This is a genomic window from Clostridium sp. MCC353 (assembly GCF_018785315.1).
Taxonomy (GTDB): domain Bacteria; phylum Bacillota; class Clostridia; order Lachnospirales; family Lachnospiraceae; genus CHH4-2.
The window spans coordinates 80,118-103,107 of record NZ_WQPN01000033.1 but is presented as its reverse complement, the minus strand read 5'-3'; the positions used below and the strand labels follow the sequence as shown (position 1 = coordinate 103,107).

19 protein-coding genes are annotated in these 22,990 nt (G+C 48.6%); 13 read left to right on the top strand and 6 right to left on the bottom strand.

Features of this window, described 5'->3' with window-relative positions; all coding sequences use genetic code 11:
- Positions 1 to 30: 30 nt before the first annotated feature.
- The 8 genes from rpoN (at position 31) to GPL15_RS08290 (ending at position 10,274) form a co-directional block, all read left to right on the top strand.
- Complete coding sequence (rpoN, locus tag GPL15_RS08325) at positions 31 to 1,464, top strand: RNA polymerase factor sigma-54 (RefSeq protein WP_215697886.1); 1,434 nt, start codon at positions 31 to 33, stop codon at positions 1,462 to 1,464.
- A gap of 468 nt (positions 1,465 to 1,932) precedes the next feature.
- Positions 1,933 to 2,883: an ABC transporter permease gene (locus GPL15_RS08320; protein WP_215697884.1), complete on the top strand. Its 951-nt coding sequence runs from the start codon at positions 1,933 to 1,935 to the stop codon at positions 2,881 to 2,883.
- 15 nt (positions 2,884 to 2,898) lie between these two features.
- Complete coding sequence (locus GPL15_RS08315) at positions 2,899 to 3,768, top strand: ABC transporter permease (RefSeq protein ID WP_346344919.1); 870 nt, start codon at positions 2,899 to 2,901, stop codon at positions 3,766 to 3,768.
- A gap of 9 nt (positions 3,769 to 3,777) precedes the next feature.
- Positions 3,778 to 4,752, top strand: coding sequence for an ABC transporter ATP-binding protein (locus tag GPL15_RS08310; protein WP_215697882.1), 975 nt, complete (start codon positions 3,778 to 3,780; stop codon positions 4,750 to 4,752).
- A 1-nt stretch (position 4,753) separates the two neighbouring features.
- A complete protein-coding gene (locus GPL15_RS08305) occupies positions 4,754 to 5,710 on the top strand; it encodes an oligopeptide/dipeptide ABC transporter ATP-binding protein (RefSeq protein WP_215697880.1) in 957 nt (318 codons plus the stop codon).
- A 37-nt stretch (positions 5,711 to 5,747) separates the two neighbouring features.
- A complete protein-coding gene (locus GPL15_RS08300; RefSeq protein WP_215697878.1) occupies positions 5,748 to 7,418 on the top strand; it encodes an ABC transporter substrate-binding protein in 1,671 nt (556 codons plus the stop codon).
- Positions 7,419 to 7,659: 241 nt separating this feature from the next.
- Positions 7,660 to 9,009, top strand: coding sequence for an MATE family efflux transporter (locus GPL15_RS08295; protein ID WP_215697876.1), 1,350 nt, complete (start codon positions 7,660 to 7,662; stop codon positions 9,007 to 9,009).
- Positions 9,010 to 9,101: 92 nt separating this feature from the next.
- Positions 9,102 to 10,274, top strand: coding sequence for a CapA family protein (locus GPL15_RS08290; RefSeq protein WP_215697874.1), 1,173 nt, complete (start codon positions 9,102 to 9,104; stop codon positions 10,272 to 10,274).
- Between the two features lie 105 nt (positions 10,275 to 10,379).
- Here the strand turns inward: GPL15_RS08290 and GPL15_RS08285 are convergent, their stop codons facing one another.
- The gene (locus GPL15_RS08285; RefSeq protein WP_346344918.1) at positions 10,380 to 11,966 is read right to left on the bottom strand and encodes a peptidoglycan-binding protein; all 1,587 of its coding nucleotides are present in this window, start codon (positions 11,964 to 11,966) and stop codon (positions 10,380 to 10,382) included.
- A gap of 215 nt (positions 11,967 to 12,181) precedes the next feature.
- Between GPL15_RS08285 and GPL15_RS08280 the strand changes: the two genes are divergently transcribed.
- The 5 genes from GPL15_RS08280 (at position 12,182) to GPL15_RS08260 (ending at position 16,406) form a co-directional block, all read left to right on the top strand.
- On the top strand, positions 12,182 to 13,066 hold the full coding sequence (locus GPL15_RS08280) for a dihydrodipicolinate synthase family protein (RefSeq protein WP_215697872.1): 885 nt from the start codon (positions 12,182 to 12,184) through the stop codon (positions 13,064 to 13,066).
- A 184-nt stretch (positions 13,067 to 13,250) separates the two neighbouring features.
- Complete coding sequence (locus GPL15_RS08275) at positions 13,251 to 13,847, top strand: L,D-transpeptidase (protein ID WP_215697870.1); 597 nt, start codon at positions 13,251 to 13,253, stop codon at positions 13,845 to 13,847.
- A 156-nt stretch (positions 13,848 to 14,003) separates the two neighbouring features.
- The gene (locus GPL15_RS08270) at positions 14,004 to 14,390 is read left to right on the top strand and encodes a DUF134 domain-containing protein (RefSeq protein ID WP_215697868.1); all 387 of its coding nucleotides are present in this window, start codon (positions 14,004 to 14,006) and stop codon (positions 14,388 to 14,390) included.
- Positions 14,387 to 14,785: a NifB/NifX family molybdenum-iron cluster-binding protein gene (locus tag GPL15_RS08265; RefSeq protein WP_215697866.1), complete on the top strand. Its 399-nt coding sequence runs from the start codon at positions 14,387 to 14,389 to the stop codon at positions 14,783 to 14,785. Before GPL15_RS08270 ends, GPL15_RS08265 begins: the two co-directional genes overlap by 4 nt.
- Positions 14,786 to 15,032: 247 nt before the next feature.
- Positions 15,033 to 16,406: an MATE family efflux transporter gene (locus GPL15_RS08260; RefSeq protein ID WP_215697864.1), complete on the top strand. Its 1,374-nt coding sequence runs from the start codon at positions 15,033 to 15,035 to the stop codon at positions 16,404 to 16,406.
- A gap of 134 nt (positions 16,407 to 16,540) precedes the next feature.
- Here GPL15_RS08260 and GPL15_RS08255 read toward each other — a convergent pair whose 3' ends face one another.
- From GPL15_RS08255 to dpaL, 5 genes are all read right to left on the bottom strand, one after another.
- Complete coding sequence (locus GPL15_RS08255; RefSeq protein ID WP_215697862.1) at positions 16,541 to 17,866, bottom strand: nucleobase:cation symporter-2 family protein; 1,326 nt, start codon at positions 17,864 to 17,866, stop codon at positions 16,541 to 16,543.
- Positions 17,867 to 17,877: 11 nt separating this feature from the next.
- A complete protein-coding gene (arcC, locus tag GPL15_RS08250) occupies positions 17,878 to 18,825 on the bottom strand; it encodes a carbamate kinase (protein ID WP_252198204.1) in 948 nt (315 codons plus the stop codon).
- A gap of 71 nt (positions 18,826 to 18,896) precedes the next feature.
- Positions 18,897 to 20,090 carry a knotted carbamoyltransferase YgeW gene (ygeW, locus tag GPL15_RS08245; protein ID WP_215697861.1) on the bottom strand — a complete coding sequence of 398 codons (1,194 nt, stop codon included), beginning with the start codon at positions 20,088 to 20,090 and terminating at the stop codon, positions 18,897 to 18,899.
- Between the two features lie 321 nt (positions 20,091 to 20,411).
- Entirely contained in the window at positions 20,412 to 21,722 is a 1,311-nt protein-coding gene (locus tag GPL15_RS08240; protein ID WP_215697859.1) for a YgeY family selenium metabolism-linked hydrolase, read from the bottom strand.
- 51 nt (positions 21,723 to 21,773) lie between these two features.
- Positions 21,774 to 22,979, bottom strand: a complete 1,206-nt coding sequence (gene dpaL, locus GPL15_RS08235) for a diaminopropionate ammonia-lyase (RefSeq protein ID WP_215697857.1) — start codon at positions 22,977 to 22,979, stop codon at positions 21,774 to 21,776.
- Positions 22,980 to 22,990 lie beyond the last annotated feature (11 nt).

Sequence of the window (22,990 nt, the reverse complement as noted above, 5' to 3'; positions counted from 1 at the left end):
TAATGAGCCTGATAACACAGAAGAAACGGGATGATGGTAATGTTAGAACTGGGATATCAGCAGGCATTGGAACAAAAACAGATTTTATCGCAGAAAATGATCCAGTCTGCTGAAATTCTTCAGATGGACGTGCAGGAACTGGAAGAGTATATCCAGAAACAGGCTCTGGAAAATCCTTTGATCGATTTAGAGGAGATGGAAAAGGGGATTTCCGGCTTTTTATACGGAACAGAAAAGCATGAAAATGGTGAAAATGAAGATTTAAAGCGGAAGCTGGAATGGCTGAACCATGCGGACGAACAAAACCGGCTGTATTATGCCCAGGAATATGAGGAATCCGAGGAGAAGACGCCGTGGAATTTCGCCATGGAAGAAAACAGTCTGGAAGATTTCCTGATGAGCCAGCTTGTTATGCTGGCCGATACGGAGGAAGACAGAGAATGTTTGGAATTTCTGGTCTGTTCCCTGGATTCTAAAGGCTATCTGAAAGAGGATACCTGGGCGCTGGCCCAGGAGATGAAGATTCCCCACAGCCGTTTGGAGAAGTATTTGAAAATCCTTCAGTCGGTGGAGCCGGCCGGGGTCGGGGCCCAGAACGTAAGCCAGTGCCTGATGATCCAGTTAGAACGGATGCGGGAGAGCGGCTTTATCGATGAAGAGCTGTTTGAGCATGTTTCCCGGATGGTGGAACAGCATTTGGAAGAGCTGGGAAAACGGCGTTTTGCTCAGGTGGCGGAGCAGATGGGAATTACGGTGGAACAGGTGGATGTCTGTTACCGGGTGATTCAGAAGCTGAACCCCATACCGGGCAACAGCTTCAGTTCCAGGGAAACCCTGCGTTATATCAAACCGGATGTAACAGTGGTTAAATTTGAGGATTATTTTGAAATTCTGGTAAATGATATGAACACGCCCAAAATTACGTTCAACCAATATTATCTCAGGATGATGAACCAGGATTCTTCTAAGGAAGTCCAGGAGTACATAAAGAACAAATACCAGCAGGCCCAGTGGATGCAGCATTGTGTGGAGGAGAGAGGCAGTACACTGAGAAAGGTGACGAGAGAAATTGTGTCCATTCAGCAGGAATTTTTTGAAAATCCCAACGGGAAACGGGTGCCCATGAATCTCCAGACCATTGCAAACCGCTTAGAAATCCATGAATCCACCGTGAGCAGGACGATCCGCAATAAGTTTCTGCAGTGTTCCAGGGGAGTTTTCCCCCTTAACTATTTCTTTGTGAAGGGAGTGGCGGAGGCCCCAGGAGGGCCGGTCACGCCGGAAGATTTGAAACAGAAGATCATGGAAGTGATCGGGCGGGAGAATAAACGGAAACCTTTGAGCGACCAGAAGATATCGGAAGAATTAAAGAAGATGGGAATCGAGATTTCGAGAAGGACAATTGCCAAGTACCGGGGGGAATTGATGATAGCCGATGCTTCGGGGAGAAAGGAATTTGTTTAGAGAACGGCAGATGTTCAGGCGGCTAATCCTCTTGAACGACAAAACCGGTTCCGCTGCCCTGAACGGATTCAAAAATAATGTAAACAGATAATATCATAAAGTGATCCGCCAGATAGGGGGCGGGCAATACAGGCTGAAACATTTACGGCCTGTATTGTCCGCTCCCTTTTCTTTGACGAGTAGAGCATGGTGTGAAAAATAATACGAAACCCAAAATAATATGAAATCAACATTTCACCGCCTGAAATGTGAAAGATTCCTTTCAATCCCCCCTGTTTGGAAAATTGATAGCTTTCAGGTGAAAGGGATTAAATATTAAAACACTTTATTGTAGAAATATATGAATAAAAAACATGAAATCGGCAGAAAAATTGGCACGGGTTTTGCTTATATAAAGATAAACAACAATTGAGAAATTAAAAGGAAAGGAGAGTAGGGTTTTAGATTTAATAAAATCCGAATAAGGGAATGGGGCGTTATGTAGCAAAAAGAATTTTATGGATGATTCCCGTTTTATTGGGCGTATCGTTTCTGGTGTTTACGCTGATGTATTTTACACCGGGAGATCCTGCCGCAATTATTATGGGACCGGAAGCGACTCCGGCAGAGCTGGAGGCATGCAGGGTGGAATTGGGACTGAATAAACCGTTTATCGAACGGTACCTGCTCTATATTTACAATGCATTTTTCCATTTTGATCTGGGCACTTCTTATATCAATGACCGTCCGGTTATGACAGAGCTGCTTCAGAGATTTCCTTATACCTTCAAGGTTGCGGGAATCAGCGTTCTGATCGCTATGGTGATCGGAATTCCTCTGGGAGTTATGGCTGCGGTAAACCAGTATACATGGAAGGACAACGCATCCATGCTGGTGGCGCTGTTTTCCATGTCCATGCCCAACTTCTGGTTCGCGCTCATGCTGGTACTTTTGTTTTCACTGAAACTGGGATGGCTGCCCGCAACGGGAATCGGCCACTGGACCTGTTATATCCTGCCGTGTTTTTCCATCGGGGTACATAGTGCGGCGGGGCTTGCCAGGCAGACCCGGTCGGGAATGCTGGAAGTCATACGACAGGATTACATCATCACTGCCAGGGCAAAAGGGCAGAAAGAAGGAAAGGTTATTTACGGCCACGCTCTCCGCAACGCGCTGATCCCCATCATCACACAGGTGGGAACCATGCTGGGACGCCAGATGGGCGGAGCCATTATCGCGGAATCCATTTTTTCCATACCGGGAATCGGATCCTATATGTCTACGGCCATTAAGAGCCGCGACTATCCGGTTGTCCAGGGCGGGGTGCTGTTTGTAGCCGTTATATTCGCGCTGTCCATGCTGCTGGTTGACATTCTGTACGCTTTCGCTGATCCGCGAATGAAATCCAGGTATCAGACGGCGAAAAAAAGAACTGCGTAGAGGGGGAAAAGGAACGTGACGGAAGTAAAAGAGAGAAAGAAAAAACAAAGCCAGTTTTCAATCATCATGCACCGGTTGAAAAGAAATAAAATGGCTATGCTGGGCCTGGTTGTTATCGTACTCATGACCCTGGCCGCGATATTTGCTCCCATTATTGCGCCCTTTGGGTATGAGCAGCAGGATTTATACCATATCTTTGCAGCTCCCGGAGGCGACCACCTGTTTGGGACGGACAATCTGGGCCGGGATATACTGAGCAGGCTTTTATATGGAGGACGGCAGTCCTTGAAAATCGGCATCGTATCGGTTGCCATTGCATCCACACTTGGAATCATCATCGGTTCCATTGCGGGATTTTACGGCGGAAGAGTGGATAACCTGCTGATGCGCTTCCTGGATGTTTTCCAGGCGGTTCCCGCACTGCTCATGTCCATCGCCATTGCGACCACGCTGGGGCCTGGAATCAATAACGCCATGCTGGCAATCGGCATCACCACGATTCCCGGCTATGCGCGAATGACGAGAGCTTCATTTATGAGTGTGCGGGGAATGGAATATGTGGAGGCGGCGACGGCCATCAATGCCACGGATTTCCGGATCATTTTGAAACATATCCTGCCCAATGCCATTTCACCTATGATCGTGCAGATCACCATGGGCGTGGCGTCGTCAATTCTGGCTGCGGCTTCTTTAAGCTTCATGGGTCTGGGCGCTCAGCCGCCGCTGCCTGAGTGGGGAGCCATGCTGTCGGCAGGAAGAACATATATCAGAGATTATCCATACCTTTGTATCATTCCGGGCGTGGTTATTATGATGGCCGTACTTTCCTTGAACATGCTGGGAGACGGTTTGAGGGATGCGCTGGATCCCCGTCTGAAAAACTAGGAGGTACCTATGAGTCAGGAAAAATTAATCGAAGTAAATGATCTGGTGGTGGAGTATACCGCCGACGGCAGCATCGTCCACGCCGTCAACGGAGTTTCCTTTTCCCTGAATAAGGGAGAAACCCTGGGCCTGGTAGGCGAGACGGGAGCGGGCAAAACCACCATAGCGAAGGCGATTTTAAGAATCCTTCCGGACCCGCCGGCCAAAATCCGTTCCGGCAGCATCATTCTGGAGGGCAGAAATATGTTCGAGATGTCGGAACGGGAGATGAGAACCATCCGTGGAAACAAGATTTCCATGATTTTCCAGGACCCGATGACGGCATTAAACCCCATTTACACGGTGGGATTTCAGATCGCGGAAGCCATCGGCCTGCATGAAAATATCAGCAGGAAGGAAGCCGAAATCAGAGCTGTTAAAATGCTTGAAATGGTAGGCATTCCGGGAGAACGTTTCAGTGAATATCCCCACCAGTTTTCCGGCGGAATGAAACAGAGGGTGGTAATCGCCATGGCTTTGGCCTGCAACCCGGAACTGCTTCTGGCAGACGAGCCGACCACTGCCTTAGACGTGACCATCCAGGCCCAGGTGCTGGATATGATGAATAATTTGAAGAAGGAACTGGACACCTCCATGATCCTGATCACCCACGATCTGGGAATTGTGGCGGAGATGTGCGACAAGGTGGCCGTGGCCTATGCCGGTGAAATCGTGGAAATTGGTTCGGCGGAGGAACTGTTCGACCACACCAGCCATCCGTATACAGAAGGGCTTTTCGGTTCCCTTCCCAGCTTAAAGAGCAAAGAAAAACGGCTGAAACCCATTGCGGGAATGATGCCTGATCCTATGAATCTTCCTGAGGGATGCTCATTTTCACCCAGATGCCCTTATGCCACGGAACGGTGCAGGAATAATAAAATAGAATTGGCGCATTTGGGCGGCACACATTACAGCCGCTGTATCAGAAAAGGGGAGGTGAAATAGTATGGAACCGATTTTGGAAGTTCAAAACTTAAAAAAGTATTTTACCACTCCTAAGGGAACTCTTCACGCGGTGGATGATGTATCGTTTTCTCTGGAAAAAGGGACTACGCTGGGAGTTGTAGGAGAATCGGGATGCGGAAAATCCACCCTGGGAAGGACCATTCTCCACCTTCTGGACAGCACAGGCGGAAAAATCATGTTCGAAGGCGAAGATGTGACCAATGTGAACAAACAGAAGCTGCGGCAGTTAAGGGAAAAGATGCAGATCATTTTCCAGGACCCCTTTTCTTCCCTGAATCCACGTATGTCGGTGAGTGAGATCATACAGGAACCCCTTGTGTTAAGAGGCGGAATGAGCAAGGAGGAGATGGAGAAGGAGACGCTTAACCTGATGGAAACCGTGGGTCTGGCGGAACGCCTTGCAACCTCTTATCCCCATGAACTGGACGGAGGCCGCAGACAGAGAATCGGAATTGCCAGGGCTTTGGCTTTAAACCCCAGCTTCATCGTATGTGACGAGCCGGTTTCCGCTTTGGACGTTTCCATTCAGGCGCAGATTTTAAACCTGATGCTGGATTTACAGGAACAGCGTGGGCTGACCTACATTTTCATCACCCACGATTTGTCGGTTGTGAAATATATTTCCAATGAAATTGCGGTTATGTATCTGGGACAGATGGTGGAAAAGACCACCTCGGATGAGCTGTTTGAATATACGCTGCATCCTTATACAAAGGCCTTATTGTCGGCGATTCCCATACCGGACATCCACGTGAAGAAAAACCGCATCCTGCTGAAAGGGGAGATCACATCTCCCATCAATCCGAAGCCGGGCTGCCGGTTTGCGGCCAGGTGCCCATATGTGGAAGAGAAATGCCATCAGCCCCAGGAGCTGAAGGAAATTATGCCGGGACATTTTGTTTCCTGCTGTAAGGTGAAAGAAATCAATAATTTATAAATTATATATGCCCGCAAGGGCAGAACGGAGGGTATTTATGAAGTTAAAAAAGGTTATGGCGCTGACTATGGCAGTGGTAATGGGGGTCAGCATGGCGGGATGCGGCGGTTCTGGCAAAGGAAGCCAGCCGGCGGCAGGCAGTGAGGCGAAAACGGCGGAATCGTCACAGACGGAAACCACGTCCGCGCCGGCAACGATTGACGCCAAATCAGCGGCAGGAGACGAAGACGCATTGGCGCAGGAGATGGTGATGCCCGCATCCAGTACAAGAGATACGGTCAATATCCAGGTCTCTTCCGATCCGGGTTCCTTATGTCCGTTTAATACAGGCGGCGGACAGTCTGCCAACATCATTTACAAACAGATTTGTGAACCTTTATTCGATTATGGATTTAATTATGAGGTGGTTCCCATTTTGGCGGAAAGCTGGGAACAGACCGACGACACCCACTATACGTTCCATTTGAGAGAAGGGGTTAAATATACGGACGGCAATGATTTTACCGCCAAAGATGTGATATTTTCCATCAAAATGTATGCCGCCGATCCGGCTAAAAAGCAGTATGTGAAGACCATTGATATTGAAAATACAAAAATTATTGACGACCATACTATTGAAATCGCATTGACGAAACCGGATGCCTATTTCATGAGCTGCTTTAAGAGCTGTGTGATCATGAATGAGGATTCCTATAACAACAGCCCGGATAAATTCGCAGAAAAACCCATCGGAACAGGCCCTTATAAATTGGAAAGCTACATCGGCGGAAACTCAGCCAAGCTGGTGGCAAATGAAGATTACTGGGAGGGAACGCCTGCAATTAAAAATGTAAATATCAAGGTGATTAACGACGTATCACAAAGATGTATCGAACTGGAAACAGGCGGTGTGGATCTGGTTGTGGAACTGGGACAGACGGATTATGGACGCATTGAATCCGACGACCGTTTTAACGCGATCATCAAACCTGGATACAAATCCAATTCCTTCTATTTTAACTGCAGCGAACATTCTATTTTCAATGATGTCAGAGTCCGTCAGGCAGTGGCCTATGCCATTGATAACGCGGCGATTTTCGCGGCAATCTATCAGAACAAATTTGGTTCTGTATCAACCGCGTTCCCGTCCAACGGTATGATCGACTATGATACGAAATGGGAAGAGGGCGGATATTATTCTTTAGATGTGGAAAAGGCAAAATCTCTGCTGCAGGAAGCCGGAATCGCAGAGGGAACCAAGATCACAATCATAACAAATGAGGATAAAACATTATTGTCAAACTGCGAAATCGTTCAGGCTATGCTGTCTCAGATCGGTTTGACAGCGGAAATTTCATCTTATGAAAAAGCGGTTTACAACTCTGCAATTGATGATGAAGCAGGCGGCTGGGATATGGCTACCAATGCATTTACCGCTCCGTCTGGTTATGTAGCTGATATGGGATATGCTTATTTTGCTAAAGACGGAATTAACCGTTCCTGTTATTTCAACCAGGAACTGGAAGACGCGGTAGTTGCCAGCACGCAGATCACGGATGACGCGAAGAGAAAAGAGCTGACCGACAAGATCGTGCAGATTCTTCAGGATGAAGTTCCGGCTTATGCTTATACACGTCTGGCCGTTAACTGGGCCTGGGTGAAAGAGCTGAAGGGATTCAATGTCTGGGGGCAGAATGATTTATTTGTTAAATATCTGTATTTTGAATAATTAGTGACAATTCAGGGGATGAGCCTTCTATACAGTTACAATTAAAATAATAACCGGAATGCTGCAGCCGAGGAAGGCAAAAACCCTGCCCGCTGCAGCATTTTGAATTTATTATGAAAATGAATTTATAATGAAAATACGGCCGCGCAGATATGCCCAAATTTGAGCCGGAGCCACACATTGGAATGCGCCGCGCAGCATTGACGCAAAAAGCGCTCCGGCATGGAAGGAATAAAATGATATGCCCATTATTAAAGAAAAAAACTTTTATCTCCATGTGATAAAGCTGGTCCTTCCCGTAGCGGTCCAGAGCCTGATCACCACCGGCATTAATCTGATGGATACGGTGATGCTGGGCAGTTTTGGAGAACTGCAGTTATCGGCCTCCGCCCTGGCAAACCAGTTCGTTATGCTGTTTCAAATCTTCTGTATGGGAGTTGGCTGCGGGGCTGCGGTTCTCACCGCCCAATACTGGGGCAGCAGAGAATTGATGAAGCTTAAACAGGTCATGACTTTGATGTTCAGAATTGTGCTGATCGCGGGAACGGCCTGTATGATATTTGTGATGGGAAATTCAGCATGGATTTTATCCGTATACACAAAGGATGAACAGGTGATCATGTATGGCGTAAAATATATGAAAATTCTTCAGTATACGCTGATTTTCTATGCTGTTTCCATCGTGTCCACACAGGTGCTGAGAAGTGTGAAAATGATGAGGATCCCCATGTACAGCTCTTGCATCTCCTTTTTCCTGAATATTTTTTTCAATTACATTTTTATCTTCGGAAAATTCGGAATGCCCAGGCTGGAAATCCAGGGAGCTGCCATCGGGACGCTGGCAGCCCGTGCGTTTGAGATGTGTTTTATTATGGGTTATATCCTGTTTGTGGATAAAAAGATAATGTACCGGGTTAAAGACCTGTTCAGGCCCTGCATTGGCCAGTTGAGGAAATTTACCAGATACAGCATACCTGTGATGGTAAGCGATATGCTCTTGGGAGTGGGAAACAGCGCGGTATCCGTGGTGATGGGGCATATCGGGGCGGGCTTTGTGGCCGCCAATTCGGTGACCAATGTGACGTCCCACATCAGCACGATCCTGGTCATGGGATTCGCAACGGCGGCTTCTTCCGTGGTGGGAAACACGCTGGGTGAAGGGAAAGAAGAGCGGGCTTTTACGGAGGGAATTACCTTCTTCTTTCTGGCTGTCCTGCTGGGAATATTCGGCTGTGTGCTGATTTTGGCGACCAGCGGACCCATTCTCAGCATGTATACGCTGGAAGAGGAGACGGTGCTCATCGCCAGACAGCTTATGGAGGCCATCGCAATCATCGTATTCTTCCGCTGCACCAGCATGATTTTGACAAAAGGGGTATTGAGGGCAGGCGGGGATACCCGGTTTCTGATGATTGCGGACATCATTTTCTTGTGGGTGATCTCCATTCCTTTGGGATATATGGCTGGTCTGGTTTGGCATCTTTCAGCGTTTTGGATTTACTTTGCGCTCATGGGGCACACGGTGTTAAAGAGCGTGCTGTGTATCTGGCGTCTGCTTTCGAAAAAATGGATGCACCGGATTGCGGAATAAAAGAATTGGGTTTATTTCAAATAAATGAAGTGCCTTGATTAAGGATGCCCGGTGACTGGTCCGGGCTGGTGATGAACGAAGATGGATTAAAAATGAAGGAAGGTATGGACAACAATATGGAAAACAGAGAATTGGTCATGTATGGAGTGGGGGACTGCGCCCCTTACAGAGAAGATTTATCATCGTCATTTGCGCATGTGGCGGACAGATTCAGAAAAGGGGATCTGACCTTTGGACAGCTTGAGGCGGTGCTCAGTGAAAGCGGGGTTTTATCTTCCTGCACCAGGATGCCTTGCAGTTCCAAGCCGGAACTGGCAAAAGTGATGAAGGATGCGGGATTTGATGTGATTTCCTTTGCGTCCAACCATGCGCTGGACTATGGAAGGGATGCGTTTTGTGAAACCTGCAGTCATATCCGGGAAGCGGGGCTGTATTTAACGGGAGCGGGAGAGGATGAAGAGTCAGCCAGAAGGTATCCTGTGATCGATGTGGAGGGGACTAAGGTGGCGGTGCTGGGCTATAACAGCATTCTGCCCCAGGGGTTCTGGGCCCAGGAAAAACGGCCGGGATGCAATCCGGCCAGGGGCATTTCCGCCTATGTGCCCGTGGAGCATGACCAGCCGGGGACGCCGTGCCGGATTTATACATTTCCACATCCGGAAGATTTGGAACGGATGATAGAGGACATTGAAGAGGCGAAACAGAAGGCGGACCTGGTGGTGGTATCGATCCATTGGGGAATCCATTTCAAAGAGGCGGTTCTGGCTGATTATCAGAAATATTACGCCCATTTTGCCATTGACCACGGCGCTGATTTGATTCTGGGACATCATGCCCATATTCTGAAGCCTGTTGAGGTGTACAAAGGAAAGGCGATTTTTTACAGCCTGGGAAATTTTGCCATGGAAGAAGTGACGGACATGCTTCGTGACCAGAAGGCCATTGGCCAGGATATGAAGACATCCAAAAACCACACGGAAATGACAGCCATCAGCTCCGCTTTTCAGACCACAAAACGAAGCTTTCCCATGGACTGCTATCTGTCCATGGTTGTGAAATGGACGGTTAAGGACAAAAAGATCCAATCCGTGTCCTTCCTTCCCGCCTATCTGCCGGAAGACGGGGCTCCTTATATTCTGGAGCCGGAGGATCTGAAATTTAATGAAGTTGTGGAGTATGTGAAGAAGATCAACCGGGAAGAGACGCTTGAGGACGGCATTTTTGAGGTCAGAGACGGGGAAGTTATTGTAAAACTATGTCCATAAAAAAGAAGGCCCTGGACCTGTTAACAGGTTGGGGCCTTCTTTTTATTACAATAGGACAGTTTGTCCCGGAAAACATTAAATCCATGAGGGACAGGCTCTCTCATTCTATCCGAAAATTCTCCATCCGCAGATAAAGTTATTGGACCACCAGCCGCTTAAACTCCGGTGAACAACCTTACCGTTACTGGAGGAGGCGTCGATTACGGTTCCGCCGTTTGCGACAATGCCCACGTGGCCGCTCACTACGATGATATCTCCTGGCTGGAGGGCCGAAATGCTGTTGATTCTCGTGTATTTTCCTACATTCCGCCAGCCGGAGGAAGTAAGATAACTCTGTCTGACGCCGGCCTGGTTCAGGCACCAGTAAACAAAACCGGAACAGTCAAAGGAATTGGGCCCTTTGGCTCCCCATACATAGGGACTGCCGAGTTTGGAACTGGCGATGGAGATCAACGCGCTTGCTCCGGCTCCGCCGCCGCCACCGCCGCCAGAAGAACCGCCGCTGCCGCTGCTGCCGGAAGAACCGCCGGAACTACCTCCGTTATTGTTCTTGGAGCCGCCGCCGGAAGTGGTCTTTCCTGAATTAGCCGGGGCTTTGTTCACTTTATCGGAAGTCAGCTTCGCCATGGTCATGATTCCAACCGATCCGTCCGCGGACAGGCCGTTGTTGGACTGGAAGGACTTAACCGCTTGTTCCGTCAGCTCGCCGAAATATCCGGTCGCATTGGAAGAGGAGAGATAACCGTACTTGCTGAGAAGCTGCTGAACCCGTTCTACAGCTTCGCTGCTGTCGCCCAGAACCAGACCGTTGGGGCGGGCGCTGGAACTGTTTAAGGCGATTCTGGTGGATGGCCCTAAATAACCGTCGACTACCAGGTCATTTCTGGACTGGAACTGTTTGACTGCCAGGGAAGTGTCGCTTCCGTAAGTTCCGTCCGGCTTGGAAGTCATGTAGCCCAGTTCATTCAGACGGTTCTGCGCGGCCAGCACCACTTCGCTCTTTTCTCCAAATGCCAGGATATTGGGTTTGATTTCATCACTGTACATCAGGTTCAGCGTCTGCCAGCCCACTTTACCATCCATGTTGATGCCATTGGTTTCCTGGAGCTTTAATACGGCGGCTTCCGTAGTATCGCCGAAATTGCCGGTTACCAGATCGGCTGTGGGCAGGTAGCCCAGTTCGTAAAGCCGGTTCTGAATCCGTTTGATATCATCGCCGGAAACGCCTTTGGCCACTGCATAATACTTGGCTCCCGGATCCATGATGGCATCCCAGGTAGCGCTGCCCACAATGCCGTCCATGGCCAGTTCGTTCTGCCTCTGGAAGGAGCGGACAGCGGCCATGGTAACAGGGCCATAATATTCGGTTGGTTCATCATTTTCCATGAATCCCAGTTCCATCAGCCGGGCTTGTAATTCTGCCACTTTTGGATGCTGTACGCCGTCTCTTAAATATTCAGGCGCAGGCTCCGTTTCCGGGATATCCATCTTTTCTATGTATTCATATTCAGGGCCGTCCGGTGTTAAGCGTTTCATTCCGTCCGGCATCTGCAGTTCGTTGGAGGCTGCCGCAGTTTCTTCCGCGTTGGAAGGCGTCGCCGTTATGGGTTTGGCCTTGGTACAGGCCGTCAGCATACAGGCGGACAGGGCGGCGGCTAACAGCAGGGGTTTGCATTTTTTAAATTCAGTCATCTTCACAGTCCTTTCATTAAGTCGAATCCTGTCTATTTTAACACATAATTGTCTAATAGAAAAGAGATATCGGGATGCAGATTTAGGAAACTTGAGATACCGCAATCAGATATTTTGTGCTATAATCGGAAAATGTAGGATGCTTTGTATTATTATGGCATGATTAGGAATTGCAGGGCATAAGGAAATATAAGGAGAAAGGAACAGGAAGGATTATGAATGCAGGTGATTTGGGAATTTATGTAGCTTCTGTGACCCCGTTTACACAGGATGACAAGGTATGGGGGGATGCGCTTGCAACGCTGATGGAGCGCAATTTAAAAGAAGGAGCTGCCGGTTTTTTTATCGGAGGAAGCAGCGCGGAATGCTTTTTGCTCTCCCACGAGGAAAGAATCAGCACATTTGAGATCGCTTCCGGGCTGAAGGGAAGAACGGATCTGATTGCCCATGTGGGAAGCCTGTCTACAAAAGAGTCCATTGAATTCGCAGTGGAGGCCAAAAGGCTGGGATTTGACCGGATTGCGGCAACCCCGCCGTTGTATTACGGATTTTCCCCAAAAGAGGTGTGTAAATATTATTATGAGATTTCAGCGGCAGCGGATATGCCGGTTATCGTATATAATTTCCCGGGCAATACGAAGCGGGAATTCGATTTGAACCAGCCTGATTACAGGGAATTGTTTAAAAGCAGCGCCATTGAAGGGGTGAAACATACCAATCAGGTGGTATATCAGATGGAACGTTTTCTGGAACTGAATCCGGAACTGAAGATCTGGAATGGATTTGACGAGACTATGGTGGCTGGCCTGGCTTTGGGCGCCCATGGTTCCATCGGAAGCACATTTAACTGTATGCTCCCTCATTATAAGAAGATTTTTGACGCGTTTTTGGAGGGCAGAATCGACGACGCAAGGCTTATGCAGCATAAAGCCAATCATATCATGGAAGCTTTCTGCAATGTGGGCCTGATTCCGGCTGTCAAATACGTGCTGGAAACCCAGGGCAATCCTGTGGGAGATCCCAGAAGCCCGTTTATGCCTTTGGGCGAAGACGCGAAGCGCTATGTGGATCAGATTTTAAAAGAGAACCTGATCGTTTAAGATTCTGTTTCACGGCAAGGCTTTTGTTTCCATGGTTGTTTCTGTGATTGTAAGAATTTCGTAAAATGCAAATTATTCCAAAGATGGTATACTAAAAAGTATCTGATACTATGAGGATACATATAACGCAGACGTCAGGATGGATAAACGTCCTGAACGGCTGCAGGCTGACAAGGAGCAGGACATGAAAAAAAGGACAGTAAACAGAAACAAACGGATTCTGACGGCCCTGTTGACCGCGGTTCTCACATTTTCATTTGCTGCGGGAAGCCAGGCCGGCGTGGTGGGCCCGGGAGCCCGTGTGAAACCTTCTACCAACGGGGTGACCATTTACGTGAGCAAGATCAACAAGGAAGTTACGCTGAAGCAGAACGGCGTGGTGATCGGAACTTATCCGGCCTCTTTAGGTGAGGAATCGGGCTCCGGGGATAAAGAGGTGCAGGGTGACCGGAGAACGCCCAGCGGAGACTTTTACGTTTGCCTGAAGAATGACAAGAGTTCCTATTATTTGGCTTTGGGCGTATCTTATCCGGCCATACCGGATGCGGAACGGGGATATGAAGCGGGGATTATCACGGCGGAAGAACGTGATGCCATCATTCAGGCCAACAAGGCGGGAGAGACGCCGCCCTGGGATACCGCTCTGGGCGGGGCCATTGAAATCCACGGGGACCGTTATCCGGGCGGTGTGACCGCAGGGTGCATTGCGGTGGATAATTCGGTAATGGATATTTTATGGGAATACTGCCAGGTGGGCGTGCCCCTCACCATTGGACCGTAAGGGCTGTGAAGGCTGCTGTTCGCGGCCCCTGGCGGAAGCCCCGGCCTGTCGGCTGTGACCAGTAACCTGTGAATTGGAAATCTGTCAGAATATACTTGACATATGTCGGAAATAAGAGTAATATATGACATATGTCAGAAATGAAGGAGAACTGTTATGCCACGTCCGCAAAAAAAACGCAGAATATGTGCGATGCCGGAATTTGCCGCATTCGCGCCATGTCACAGGGAGGCTGATCCTGAGATCATCGACATGACCCTGGACGAATATGAAGCGATCCGTTTAATCGATCTTTTGGGCTGTACCCAGGAGGAATGCGCAGGCCAGATGGAGATTGCCCGGACCACGGTCCAGGCGATTTATGACGGCGCCAGGAAGAAGCTGGCGGATGCGCTGATCAATGGGAAGCGGCTGGAAATCGGAGGCGGACATTACAGGATCTGCCCTCATTCCGGACAGTGCTGTGAGAGGGCATGCATGAAGCGGGAGAGCCGCGGGATGCATTGCTGCAGCAAAGGAAAAGATGAGGAGGTTTCACAATGAAGAAGATAGCGGTAACATATGAAGCAGGCCAGGTATTCCAGCATTTTGGCCATACGGAGCAGTTCAAGGTATATGATGTGGAGGACGGCAAGGTGGTTAAGAGTGAAGTGATCAATACCGTGGGCGAAGGACATGGCGCGCTGGCCGGATTTTTAAAGGATAAGGGAATTGATACCCTGATCTGCGGCGGAATCGGCATGGGAGCCAGGATGGCGCTTTCAGAAGCAGAGATTGATTTATATCCGGGAGCCGCAGGAGCCGCGGATGAGGCAGTGGATGCCTTATTAAAAGGCAGCCTGAATTATGATCCGGATACCATGTGCAATCATCATCATGAAGGTGACCATGACTGCCACAGCGATGACCACCACTGCGGAGGCCATTGCCATTCATGACCGGCATTTTCGGCCAGGAAGATAAGCCGTCTGAACTGTTGCATGTATATAGTGGAAAGGCATTCCAGACGGGTGCCTTTCTTCTTGTTCTTCAGGAAAAATGTCCTGTTGAACAAAAAAGTATCCTGACCGGCATTTTCGGCCAGGAAGATGAGCTGTCTGAACTGCTGCAGTGATTTTAGATGCAGGATAACAGCCTATGGAATTCTTTTACATGACAGGATACAAATAAGAGGAGAACAGGATTATGAGCAGGGTAACAAAAAAGGCGGCGGGAGGTTATGAAGTGGACATGTGCCACGGCCCTTTGCTGGGAAAGATCATTGTATTCGCAGTACCGCTTATACTATCAGGTATTTTACAGCTATTATTTAATGCGGCGGATATTATCGTGGTGGGGCGTTTCGCGGGAAGCGAAGCCCTGGCAGCGGTGGGATCTACCAGCTCTTTAATTAACCTTCTGGTCAATGTGTTTATCGGGCTTTCCATCGGAGCCAATGTCCTGGTTGCCAGATTTTACGGCGCTGGAAAGGATAAAGAGGTGGAGGAAACCGTACATACGTCCATCCTGCTTTCCGTGATAAGCGGCGGAATTCTGCTGGTGGTTGGAGTGCTGTTAGCCAGGCCCCTTTTGACGCTGATGGGCACTCCGGACAATGTAATCGAGCATTCCACACTGTATATGAAGATCTATTTTGTGGGAATGCCGGTTATGCTGCTGTATAATTTCGGCGCGGCTATTTTAAGGGCTGTGGGAGATACGAAAAGGCCCCTCTACTTCCTTTTTTCCGCCGGAATTGTCAATGTGGTGCTGAACCTGATCTTTGTGATTGTATTTTCCATGGGGGTGGCCGGAGTCGCATGGGCAACCGTGATTTCCCAGTGCATTTCGGCGGCGCTTATCATCATGTGCCTGATGAAGTCGGAATCCTCTTATAAACTATATTGGAAGAAACTGAGGATTGTGCCTGCCAAGATGAAGGCAATTGCCAGAATCGGGTTCCCGGCCGGGCTCCAGGGAGCGATATTTTCCATTTCCAATGTGCTGATCCAGTCGTCCATCAACTCCTTTGGTTCGGTTGCCATGGCGGGAAATACGGCTTCCTCCAATATTGAGGGATTTATCTATAACTCCATGAACGCTGTTTATCAGACCGCTTTAAGCTTTACCAGCCAGAACTTTGGGGCGGGAGAGTATAAGCGCATGAGAAAGGTGATGTACATCTGCCTTGGACTGGTAACCCTTGTAGGGGCGGTGATGGGATTTGGCGCAATATTAGCCGGACGCCATTTGCTGGGAATCTATTCTTCCGATCCGGAAGTGATCCGGTTTGGACTTTACCGTCTTACAATCATTGCGTCCACATATTATATCTGCGGATGGATGGACACCATGGTAGGCGTTCTGCGTGGTATGGGCTATTCGGTTATGCCCATGCTGGTTTCCCTGACTGGGGCCTGCGCGTTCCGCGTGCTTTGGATCTTTACCATATTTGCGGCAGACCGCACCCTCACAACCCTGTATCTGTCTTATCCTGTTTCCTGGGGGATTACGGCGGCAGCTCACGTGATCTGTTACTTTATGATCAGGAAAAAGGTGGAAAGGGGCAGAGTATATTAATAAAAACGGACGGAAAAATCCCCATACAGGCGCTTGCGGGCTCCTGTATGGGGATTTTTCCGTATAGTATATGATTACACAAAATAGAGGATAAAGTGGGAGAATTGGCAGTTCTCCCGCTTTTTAAATGGCAGTTATTTCTTATTATCCCTGGGCAGGATAATGTTGAGTAATACGGCAACAATGGTTGCGATTACAACCGGCGATTTCCCGAAAATGGTGGTCACCCATGACGGGAACGCGGATAAGGAAGAAGATGCCTGGGAAACACCCATACCCAAAGCGGCTGCTAGTCCGACGATGGAAGTATTCCGGTAGGTCATATCTTCCGACATTACAAGCTTCATACCGGTCATAGCGATAGAAGCGAATACAGAAACTGTGGCCCCGCCCAGCACGCACTGAGGAATTGTGGTGAGGAGAGCGGAGAATTTGGGAACCAGGCCGGCCATCAGGATTAAAATGGCTGCCAGGCCCAATACACAGCGGTTAATAACTTTCGTGGTAGTAACGATACCTACATTCTGGCTGTAAGTAGCGGTAGGGAGACCGCCAAGCAGGGAACCCAGAATATTGGTGATTCCGTATCCTACAATCGCGCCTTTTAACTCTTTGTTGTCCGGCTCTCTGTCCATACTTCCTATGGTTGTGGCGGAGAAGTCGCCGATTGCCTGTATGGAGTTGATTGCGAACAAAAGTCCGATGGCGATGCAGGAGGAAACTTCAAACTCGATGCCGAAATGCATTATTTTGGGAAGCTGGAACATGCCTGCCTCTCCGATTGCGGAAAAATTAACCATACCGAAAGGCATAGAAACGATATATCCGGCGATGATTCCAATCAAAATAGAAGCGAGTTTAAAGATACCTTTTCCAAAATGATTTAACAAAGTAACAACAACTAAAGTGAAAATAGCGATCAGCCAGTTTTGCCAGGAACCGTAATTTGGGCTTGAGGTTCCTCCGGCCATATAGTTAATGGCAGTGGGATATAAGGACAGACCAATGGTAAATACTACCGTTCCCGCAATGAGCGGAGGGAAGAATTTACGTATCTTATCGATGGAAAGTCCTACCAGGATGGCTACAATACCGCCAAAGATCTGTGCACCCAGGATCGTGGCGATATTAAAGTCTCCTGCAATGGCCTGCATGCTGGGCAGATAAGCGAAACTGACGCCCATGATGACGGGCAGGCCGGAACCGATGTGAAAGCCGGTTTTGCTTCCGATCGGGAATAGCTGTAATAATGTTGACAGTCCAGATACTACAAGTGCCGCCTGAATCAGGATAACCCGGCTGGCATCGTCAATACCTGCAACACTGGCAATGATGATGGCCGGAGTTACGCAGCCGACGATCATTGCAACCACATGCTGTAATGCCAGGGGAATTGCTTGTGAGAATTTTGGGACACCATTCAGTTCAAAGATTGACCCTTGCTGTTTTCCGTGATCCATGTAAATCCTCCTTATGCTTTTTGAATTTTCGTACCGGTTTTGCCCTGGATTCCGTCTTTTGCTTTTTCAAGTAAGGTGATCAACGCTTTGCGTCCAGGTTTTGATTCGGCGAATTTAACGGCTGCCTCAACTTTTGGCAGCATGGAACCCGGCGCAAAATGACCTTCTTCAATGTACTTTTTAGCTTCGTCAGGTGTTATGGAATCAAGCCATTTTTCATCTGGTTTCCCATAGTTAATGGCAACTTTTTCAACAGCAGTGAGGATGATTAAGTAATCGGCGTCCAATTCCTCTGCCAGGAGACAGCTCGCGAAATCTTTATCGATAACAGCGCTGGCGCCCTTTAAATGGTTTCCTTTCAGAGTAACGGGAATTCCGCCGCCGCCGCAGGCGATAACCAGCTGGCCTTCGTCAACTAAGGAACGAATGGCTCCCAGTTCGATGATCTGGGCTGGCTTCGGAGAAGCCACAACGCGGCGCCATCCCCGGCCGGAATCTTCTTTCATGATATATCCGTATTTTTCTTCCGCAATCCGTGCCTGTTCTTCTGTCATGAAATGACCGATTGGCTTAGACGGATTCTGGAAAGCCGGATCGTCCAGATCCACCCGCATCTGGGTGATCATGGTGGTTACCGGGATATTGTCAATATTCCGGTTCAGCAGTTCTTCTCTCAGGGCATTCTGAAGGTCATAGCCGATATAAGCCTGGCTCATGGCCACGCAGACGGAGAGAGGGGTATTGGGCTGGTTCGGGTCTTCTCTGGAAAGAGCCGCCATGGCGTTGTTGATCATGCCGACCTGAGGTCCGTTTCCATGAACAACCACCACTTCGCAGCCTTCTTCAATCAAATCAACAATGGCTTTTGCGGTGATTTTAACCGCAACCATCTGCTCCGGAAGGGTATTTCCAAGCGCGTTGCCCCCCAACGCGATAACGATTCTTTGTTTCTTCTCCATGATAAAATCTCCTTTTTGAGTGAAAAAGGGCCGCCTGCCGGCAAATGCGCAGGCGGCTCCTGTGAATTTAATTATTTAAGAATTCTTGGAGTTCCTTTTTCTTCCAGTTTCTTTAAGATAGCAGCCGGATCCTGGAACTTAGCGAGGAAGATCATGGCGGCGATTACATATGGTTTGTAGCTTGCTTCTTTGTAAAGAGGATCTCTGTAACGGTCGAATACGGATGCTTCAACTTCTCCGTCTACGCAGCTTACATCGTTGATGTCAGCCGGTAAGCAGTGTAAGTAAAGGGCTTTTCCGTCTTTTGTGGTCTTCATCAGTTCTTCGGTACAGCACCAGTCTTTGTGATTTGCGTTCTGAGCCAGAAGTTCTTTCTCCAGAGCTTTGATTCCTTCGCTGTCGCCTTTTCCGTATAAGTCGGTACGTTTTTCCATAGCTGCAAATGGAGCCCAGCTCTTTGGATATACGATATCAGCGTCTTTGAAGGCTTCTGCCATGCTGTTGGTTCTCTTGAAGCTTCCGCCTGATTTCTCAGCGTTCTTCTTAGCAACTTCTTCAACTTCAGGCATTACTTCGTATCCTTCCGGATGAGCCAGAACAACTTCCATGCCCATACGTGTCATCAGGCCGATTACACCCTGAGGAACGGATAACGGTTTTCCGTAGGAAGGAGAGTAAGCCCATGTCATAGCCAGCTTTTTGCCTTTTAAGTTCTCAATTCCGCCGAATTCGTGGATGATGTGAAGCATATCAGCCATAGCCTGTGTAGGATGATCGATATCGCACTGTAAGTTAACCAATGTAGGTTTCTGCTCTAAGATGCCGTCTTTGTGTCCCTGGGTAACAGCGTCAACAACTTCGTGCATATAAGCGTTTCCTTTGCCGATGTACATATCATCGCGGATACCGATAACATCAGCCATGAAGGAGATCATGTTGGCTGTCTCACGAACGGTTTCGCCGTGAGCTACCTGGGATTTTCCTTCGTCTAAATCCTGAACTTCCAGACCTAACAGGTTGCAGGCAGATGCGAAGGAGAAACGGGTACGTGTGGAGTTGTCACGGAATAAGGAGATTCCCAGTCCGCTTTCAAATACTTTTGTGGAGATGTTGTTTTCTCTCATGTAGCGGAGAGCGTCAGCAACGGTCCAGATGGCTTCCAGCTCGTCGTCTGTCTTTTCCCATGTGAGGAAGAAGTCATTTTCATACATTTCTTTGAAGTTTAATGCGTTCAGTTTGTCGATGTAATCCTGTAAAGTTTTCATAGTTTTAATAGCCTCCTGATTTATTATGGTTTGGTTTGTTTTTATGGTTTGATTGGTTTGCTGCTTAAATGAATTTGGATAGTTGAATATTATTATTTATTTGTTAACATTGGGCTTCCGGTATGCCTCTCGTTAATTTGGGGAAGGAACGAGGGTGTTTTCGGAAATGCCTTCACCATTTAGTGTGAATGACCTGGCCCTTAAAGTAAATGGCTTGGTGCCTTAGTGTAAGCGGCCTGGCGTTTTCATGTAAATGACCTGGCCATTTAGTGCGAACGACCTGGCGCTTACATTAAATGGTGAAGGGTATTATGTTAATAATTATTTGCAGTACAAGGTTGGCAGTGCCGCATAAACAGCCGCACAGGTAACTAAATCTTTCTTCCATGTCTTCTCATTCGGAGCATGAGCCTGAGCTTCAGCGCCAGGTCCAAAACCGATGCATGGAATTCCGTTACGTCCCATGATGGATACGCCGTTGGTTGAGAAGGTCCATTTATCGGTAAGAGGACGTGCTTTTCTCATCTCAACTGTTTCATCAGAACCGGTGCGCTCGTCGCCGAACATGCTCTTATAAGATTCTTCCAGAGCTTTTGTCACTGCATGATCCTCAGGAATTACCCAGGTCGGGAAGTAGCACTCGATCGGATAAGTAAGGCCCTTGTAAGAAGGACGTGCGTAATCATACATGGAAACCTTTACGTCGTCGCCGTATTTCTTAACGTTCGGCAGACTGCGGATCTCGTCTAAGCAGCTTTCCCATGTTTCACCGGCTGTCATACGGCGGTCTAATGAAACGGAGCAGGAATCTGCAACTGCACAGCGGCTTGGTGATGTGAAGAAGATTTCTGAGGTGGTAACTGTACCGCGTCCTAAGAAACGGGCTTCTTTCCACTGTGGGTTGTATTTTTCATCCAGCATTTTAACCAGGCCTTTGATCTCTGTGCTGTCTTCTGCGTCGTTCTCATTCAGGGAACGTACATCTTGAAGGATGTCAGCCATCTTGTAGATCGCGTTGTCGCCTCTCTCCGGAGCGGAACCGTGGCAGGAAACGCCCTTTACGTCGATGCGGATTTCCATACGGCCTCTCTGTCCGCGGTAGATGCCGCCGTCAGTCGGCTCTGTGGAAACTACGAATTCCGGTCTCACTTTGTCTTCGTTGATTATGTACTGCCAGCAGAGGCCGTCACAGTCTTCTTCCTGAACCGTACCGGTTACTAAAACGGTGTATTTGTCGCTTAAAAGGCCTAAATCCTTCATGATCTTAGCTCCGTATACTGCGGATACGATGCCGCCAAGCTGATCGGAAGTTCCGCGGCCGCCGATTTCGGAATCGGATTCGAAACCTTCATATGGGTCGAATTCCCAGTTGTTGATGTTGCCAATGCCTACGGTATCGATATGTGCGTCATATCCGATTAAAGTAGCGCCTGTTCCCATGTAGCCAAGTACGTTGCCCATTGGATCGATCTCAACTTTGTCGAATTCCAGTTTTCTCATCTCTTCAGCGATGCGGTCGATGTGAGCTTTCTCGTCGCAGCTTTCGCCGGGGAACTTTACGATGTCACGTAAAAATTTAGTCATGTCAGCTTCGTAATTTTTAGCAGCTTCTTTGATTTTGTTAAAATCCATAATGAAATACCCTCCATTTAATATAGAATATATAGTTTATTAAAAAGTTCATTAACGCTCATTGCCATCCCAGACGATTGATTTGTAACGGTCCGGGTCGGTATCGCCTTCTGTGGAGAAGAGCAGTACCTTAGAATCTTTGTTGAGGCCAAGATGTTCTCTTAATTCTTTGTATTCGTCCATCAGCATGATGCATGCCAGCACACCGAAGGGTGCGGCTCCTGATTCGCCGGAAGTAACCTGCGGATCGCCTTTCATCGGAGCGGCCAGCATGCGCATACCCTTTGCCGCAGCCCAGTCGGGAGCGGAAATAAATGTATCCACATGATTCTTTAAAATATCCCAGGAAATGGTGTTGGGCTCGCCGCATGCCAGACCTGCCATAATGGTCTGCATATCGCCGTCCACAATGTAGATGCCGCCGTCGCCTGCTTTTGCGCCTTTATAGAGGCAGGCAGCCACATCGGCTTCCACAACCACAACTTTAGGAGGATTCTCCGGATAGCGGTTTGCAAAATATCCCTGAACCGCGCCTGCCAAAGAACCAACGCCTGCCTGAATGAACACGTGAGTCGGTCTGTCGCAGCCATATCCTTCTAACTGTTCGTTGGCTTCCAGAGCCATGGTTCCGTATCCCTGCATGATCCAGGCCGGAATCTCTTCGTAACCATCCCAGGCCGTATCCTGAACCACAACCCCGTTAGGAGTTTTAGCAGCAGCGGCAGCAGCCATGCGGACACATTCGTCATAGTTGACTTCTTCAATGGTAGCGATGGCGTTTTCCTTGCGGATGTTTTCCAGACGGGTCTGTGTGGAACCCTTTGGCATGAACACGACTGCTTTCTGTCCCAGCTTGTTGGCTGCCCATGCAACACCTCGTCCATGATTGCCGTCTGTGGCGGTGAAGAAGGTTGCCTGGCCGAACTCTTCTCTTAATTTATCAGAAGTCAGGACGCTGTATGGAAGTTCGGAAACGTCTTTTCCGGTCTTCTGAGCTATGTAGCGGGCCATGGCGAAAGAACCGCCCAGCACTTTAAATGCGTTTAAACCGAACCGGTAAGATTCATCCTTAACATACACTTCGCCAAGTCCTAAATATTCTGCCATGTGGTCCAGCCTGGCAAGGGGCGTCTCGCTGTACTGCGGGAAACTCTCGTGAAATGTCCTCGCTTTTTTGATCTCAGAAATAGCCATAACAGGTAACTGCCTGTCGTCTGTTTTGGGCATCTTATTGACAGCCCATTCAATTGCTTTCATGTTGAAAACCT

Coding starts and splice junctions, on each gene's coding strand:
- GPL15_RS08260 (WP_215697864.1), top strand. CDS start 15,033: ATGAGCAGGGTAACAAAAAAGGCGGCGGGAGGTTATGAAGTGGACATG.
- GPL15_RS08305 (WP_215697880.1), top strand. CDS start 4,754: ATGGAACCGATTTTGGAAGTTCAAAACTTAAAAAAGTATTTTACCACT.
- GPL15_RS08265 (WP_215697866.1), top strand. CDS start 14,387: ATGAAGAAGATAGCGGTAACATATGAAGCAGGCCAGGTATTCCAGCAT.
- GPL15_RS08320 (WP_215697884.1), top strand. CDS start 1,933: ATGGGGCGTTATGTAGCAAAAAGAATTTTATGGATGATTCCCGTTTTA.
- GPL15_RS08280 (WP_215697872.1), top strand. CDS start 12,182: ATGAATGCAGGTGATTTGGGAATTTATGTAGCTTCTGTGACCCCGTTT.
- arcC (WP_252198204.1), bottom strand. CDS start 18,825: ATGGAGAAGAAACAAAGAATCGTTATCGCGTTGGGGGGCAACGCGCTT.
- GPL15_RS08290 (WP_215697874.1), top strand. CDS start 9,102: ATGAAGGAAGGTATGGACAACAATATGGAAAACAGAGAATTGGTCATG.
- GPL15_RS08275 (WP_215697870.1), top strand. CDS start 13,251: ATGAAAAAAAGGACAGTAAACAGAAACAAACGGATTCTGACGGCCCTG.
- GPL15_RS08295 (WP_215697876.1), top strand. CDS start 7,660: ATGCCCATTATTAAAGAAAAAAACTTTTATCTCCATGTGATAAAGCTG.
- ygeW (WP_215697861.1), bottom strand. CDS start 20,090: ATGAAAACTTTACAGGATTACATCGACAAACTGAACGCATTAAACTTC.
- dpaL (WP_215697857.1), bottom strand. CDS start 22,979: ATGAAAGCAATTGAATGGGCTGTCAATAAGATGCCCAAAACAGACGAC.
- GPL15_RS08255 (WP_215697862.1), bottom strand. CDS start 17,866: ATGGATCACGGAAAACAGCAAGGGTCAATCTTTGAACTGAATGGTGTC.
- GPL15_RS08310 (WP_215697882.1), top strand. CDS start 3,778: ATGAGTCAGGAAAAATTAATCGAAGTAAATGATCTGGTGGTGGAGTAT.
- GPL15_RS08285 (WP_346344918.1), bottom strand. CDS start 11,966: ATGACTGAATTTAAAAAATGCAAACCCCTGCTGTTAGCCGCCGCCCTG.
- GPL15_RS08270 (WP_215697868.1), top strand. CDS start 14,004: ATGCCACGTCCGCAAAAAAAACGCAGAATATGTGCGATGCCGGAATTT.
- rpoN (WP_215697886.1), top strand. CDS start 31: ATGATGGTAATGTTAGAACTGGGATATCAGCAGGCATTGGAACAAAAA.
- GPL15_RS08240 (WP_215697859.1), bottom strand. CDS start 21,722: ATGGATTTTAACAAAATCAAAGAAGCTGCTAAAAATTACGAAGCTGAC.
- GPL15_RS08300 (WP_215697878.1), top strand. CDS start 5,748: ATGAAGTTAAAAAAGGTTATGGCGCTGACTATGGCAGTGGTAATGGGG.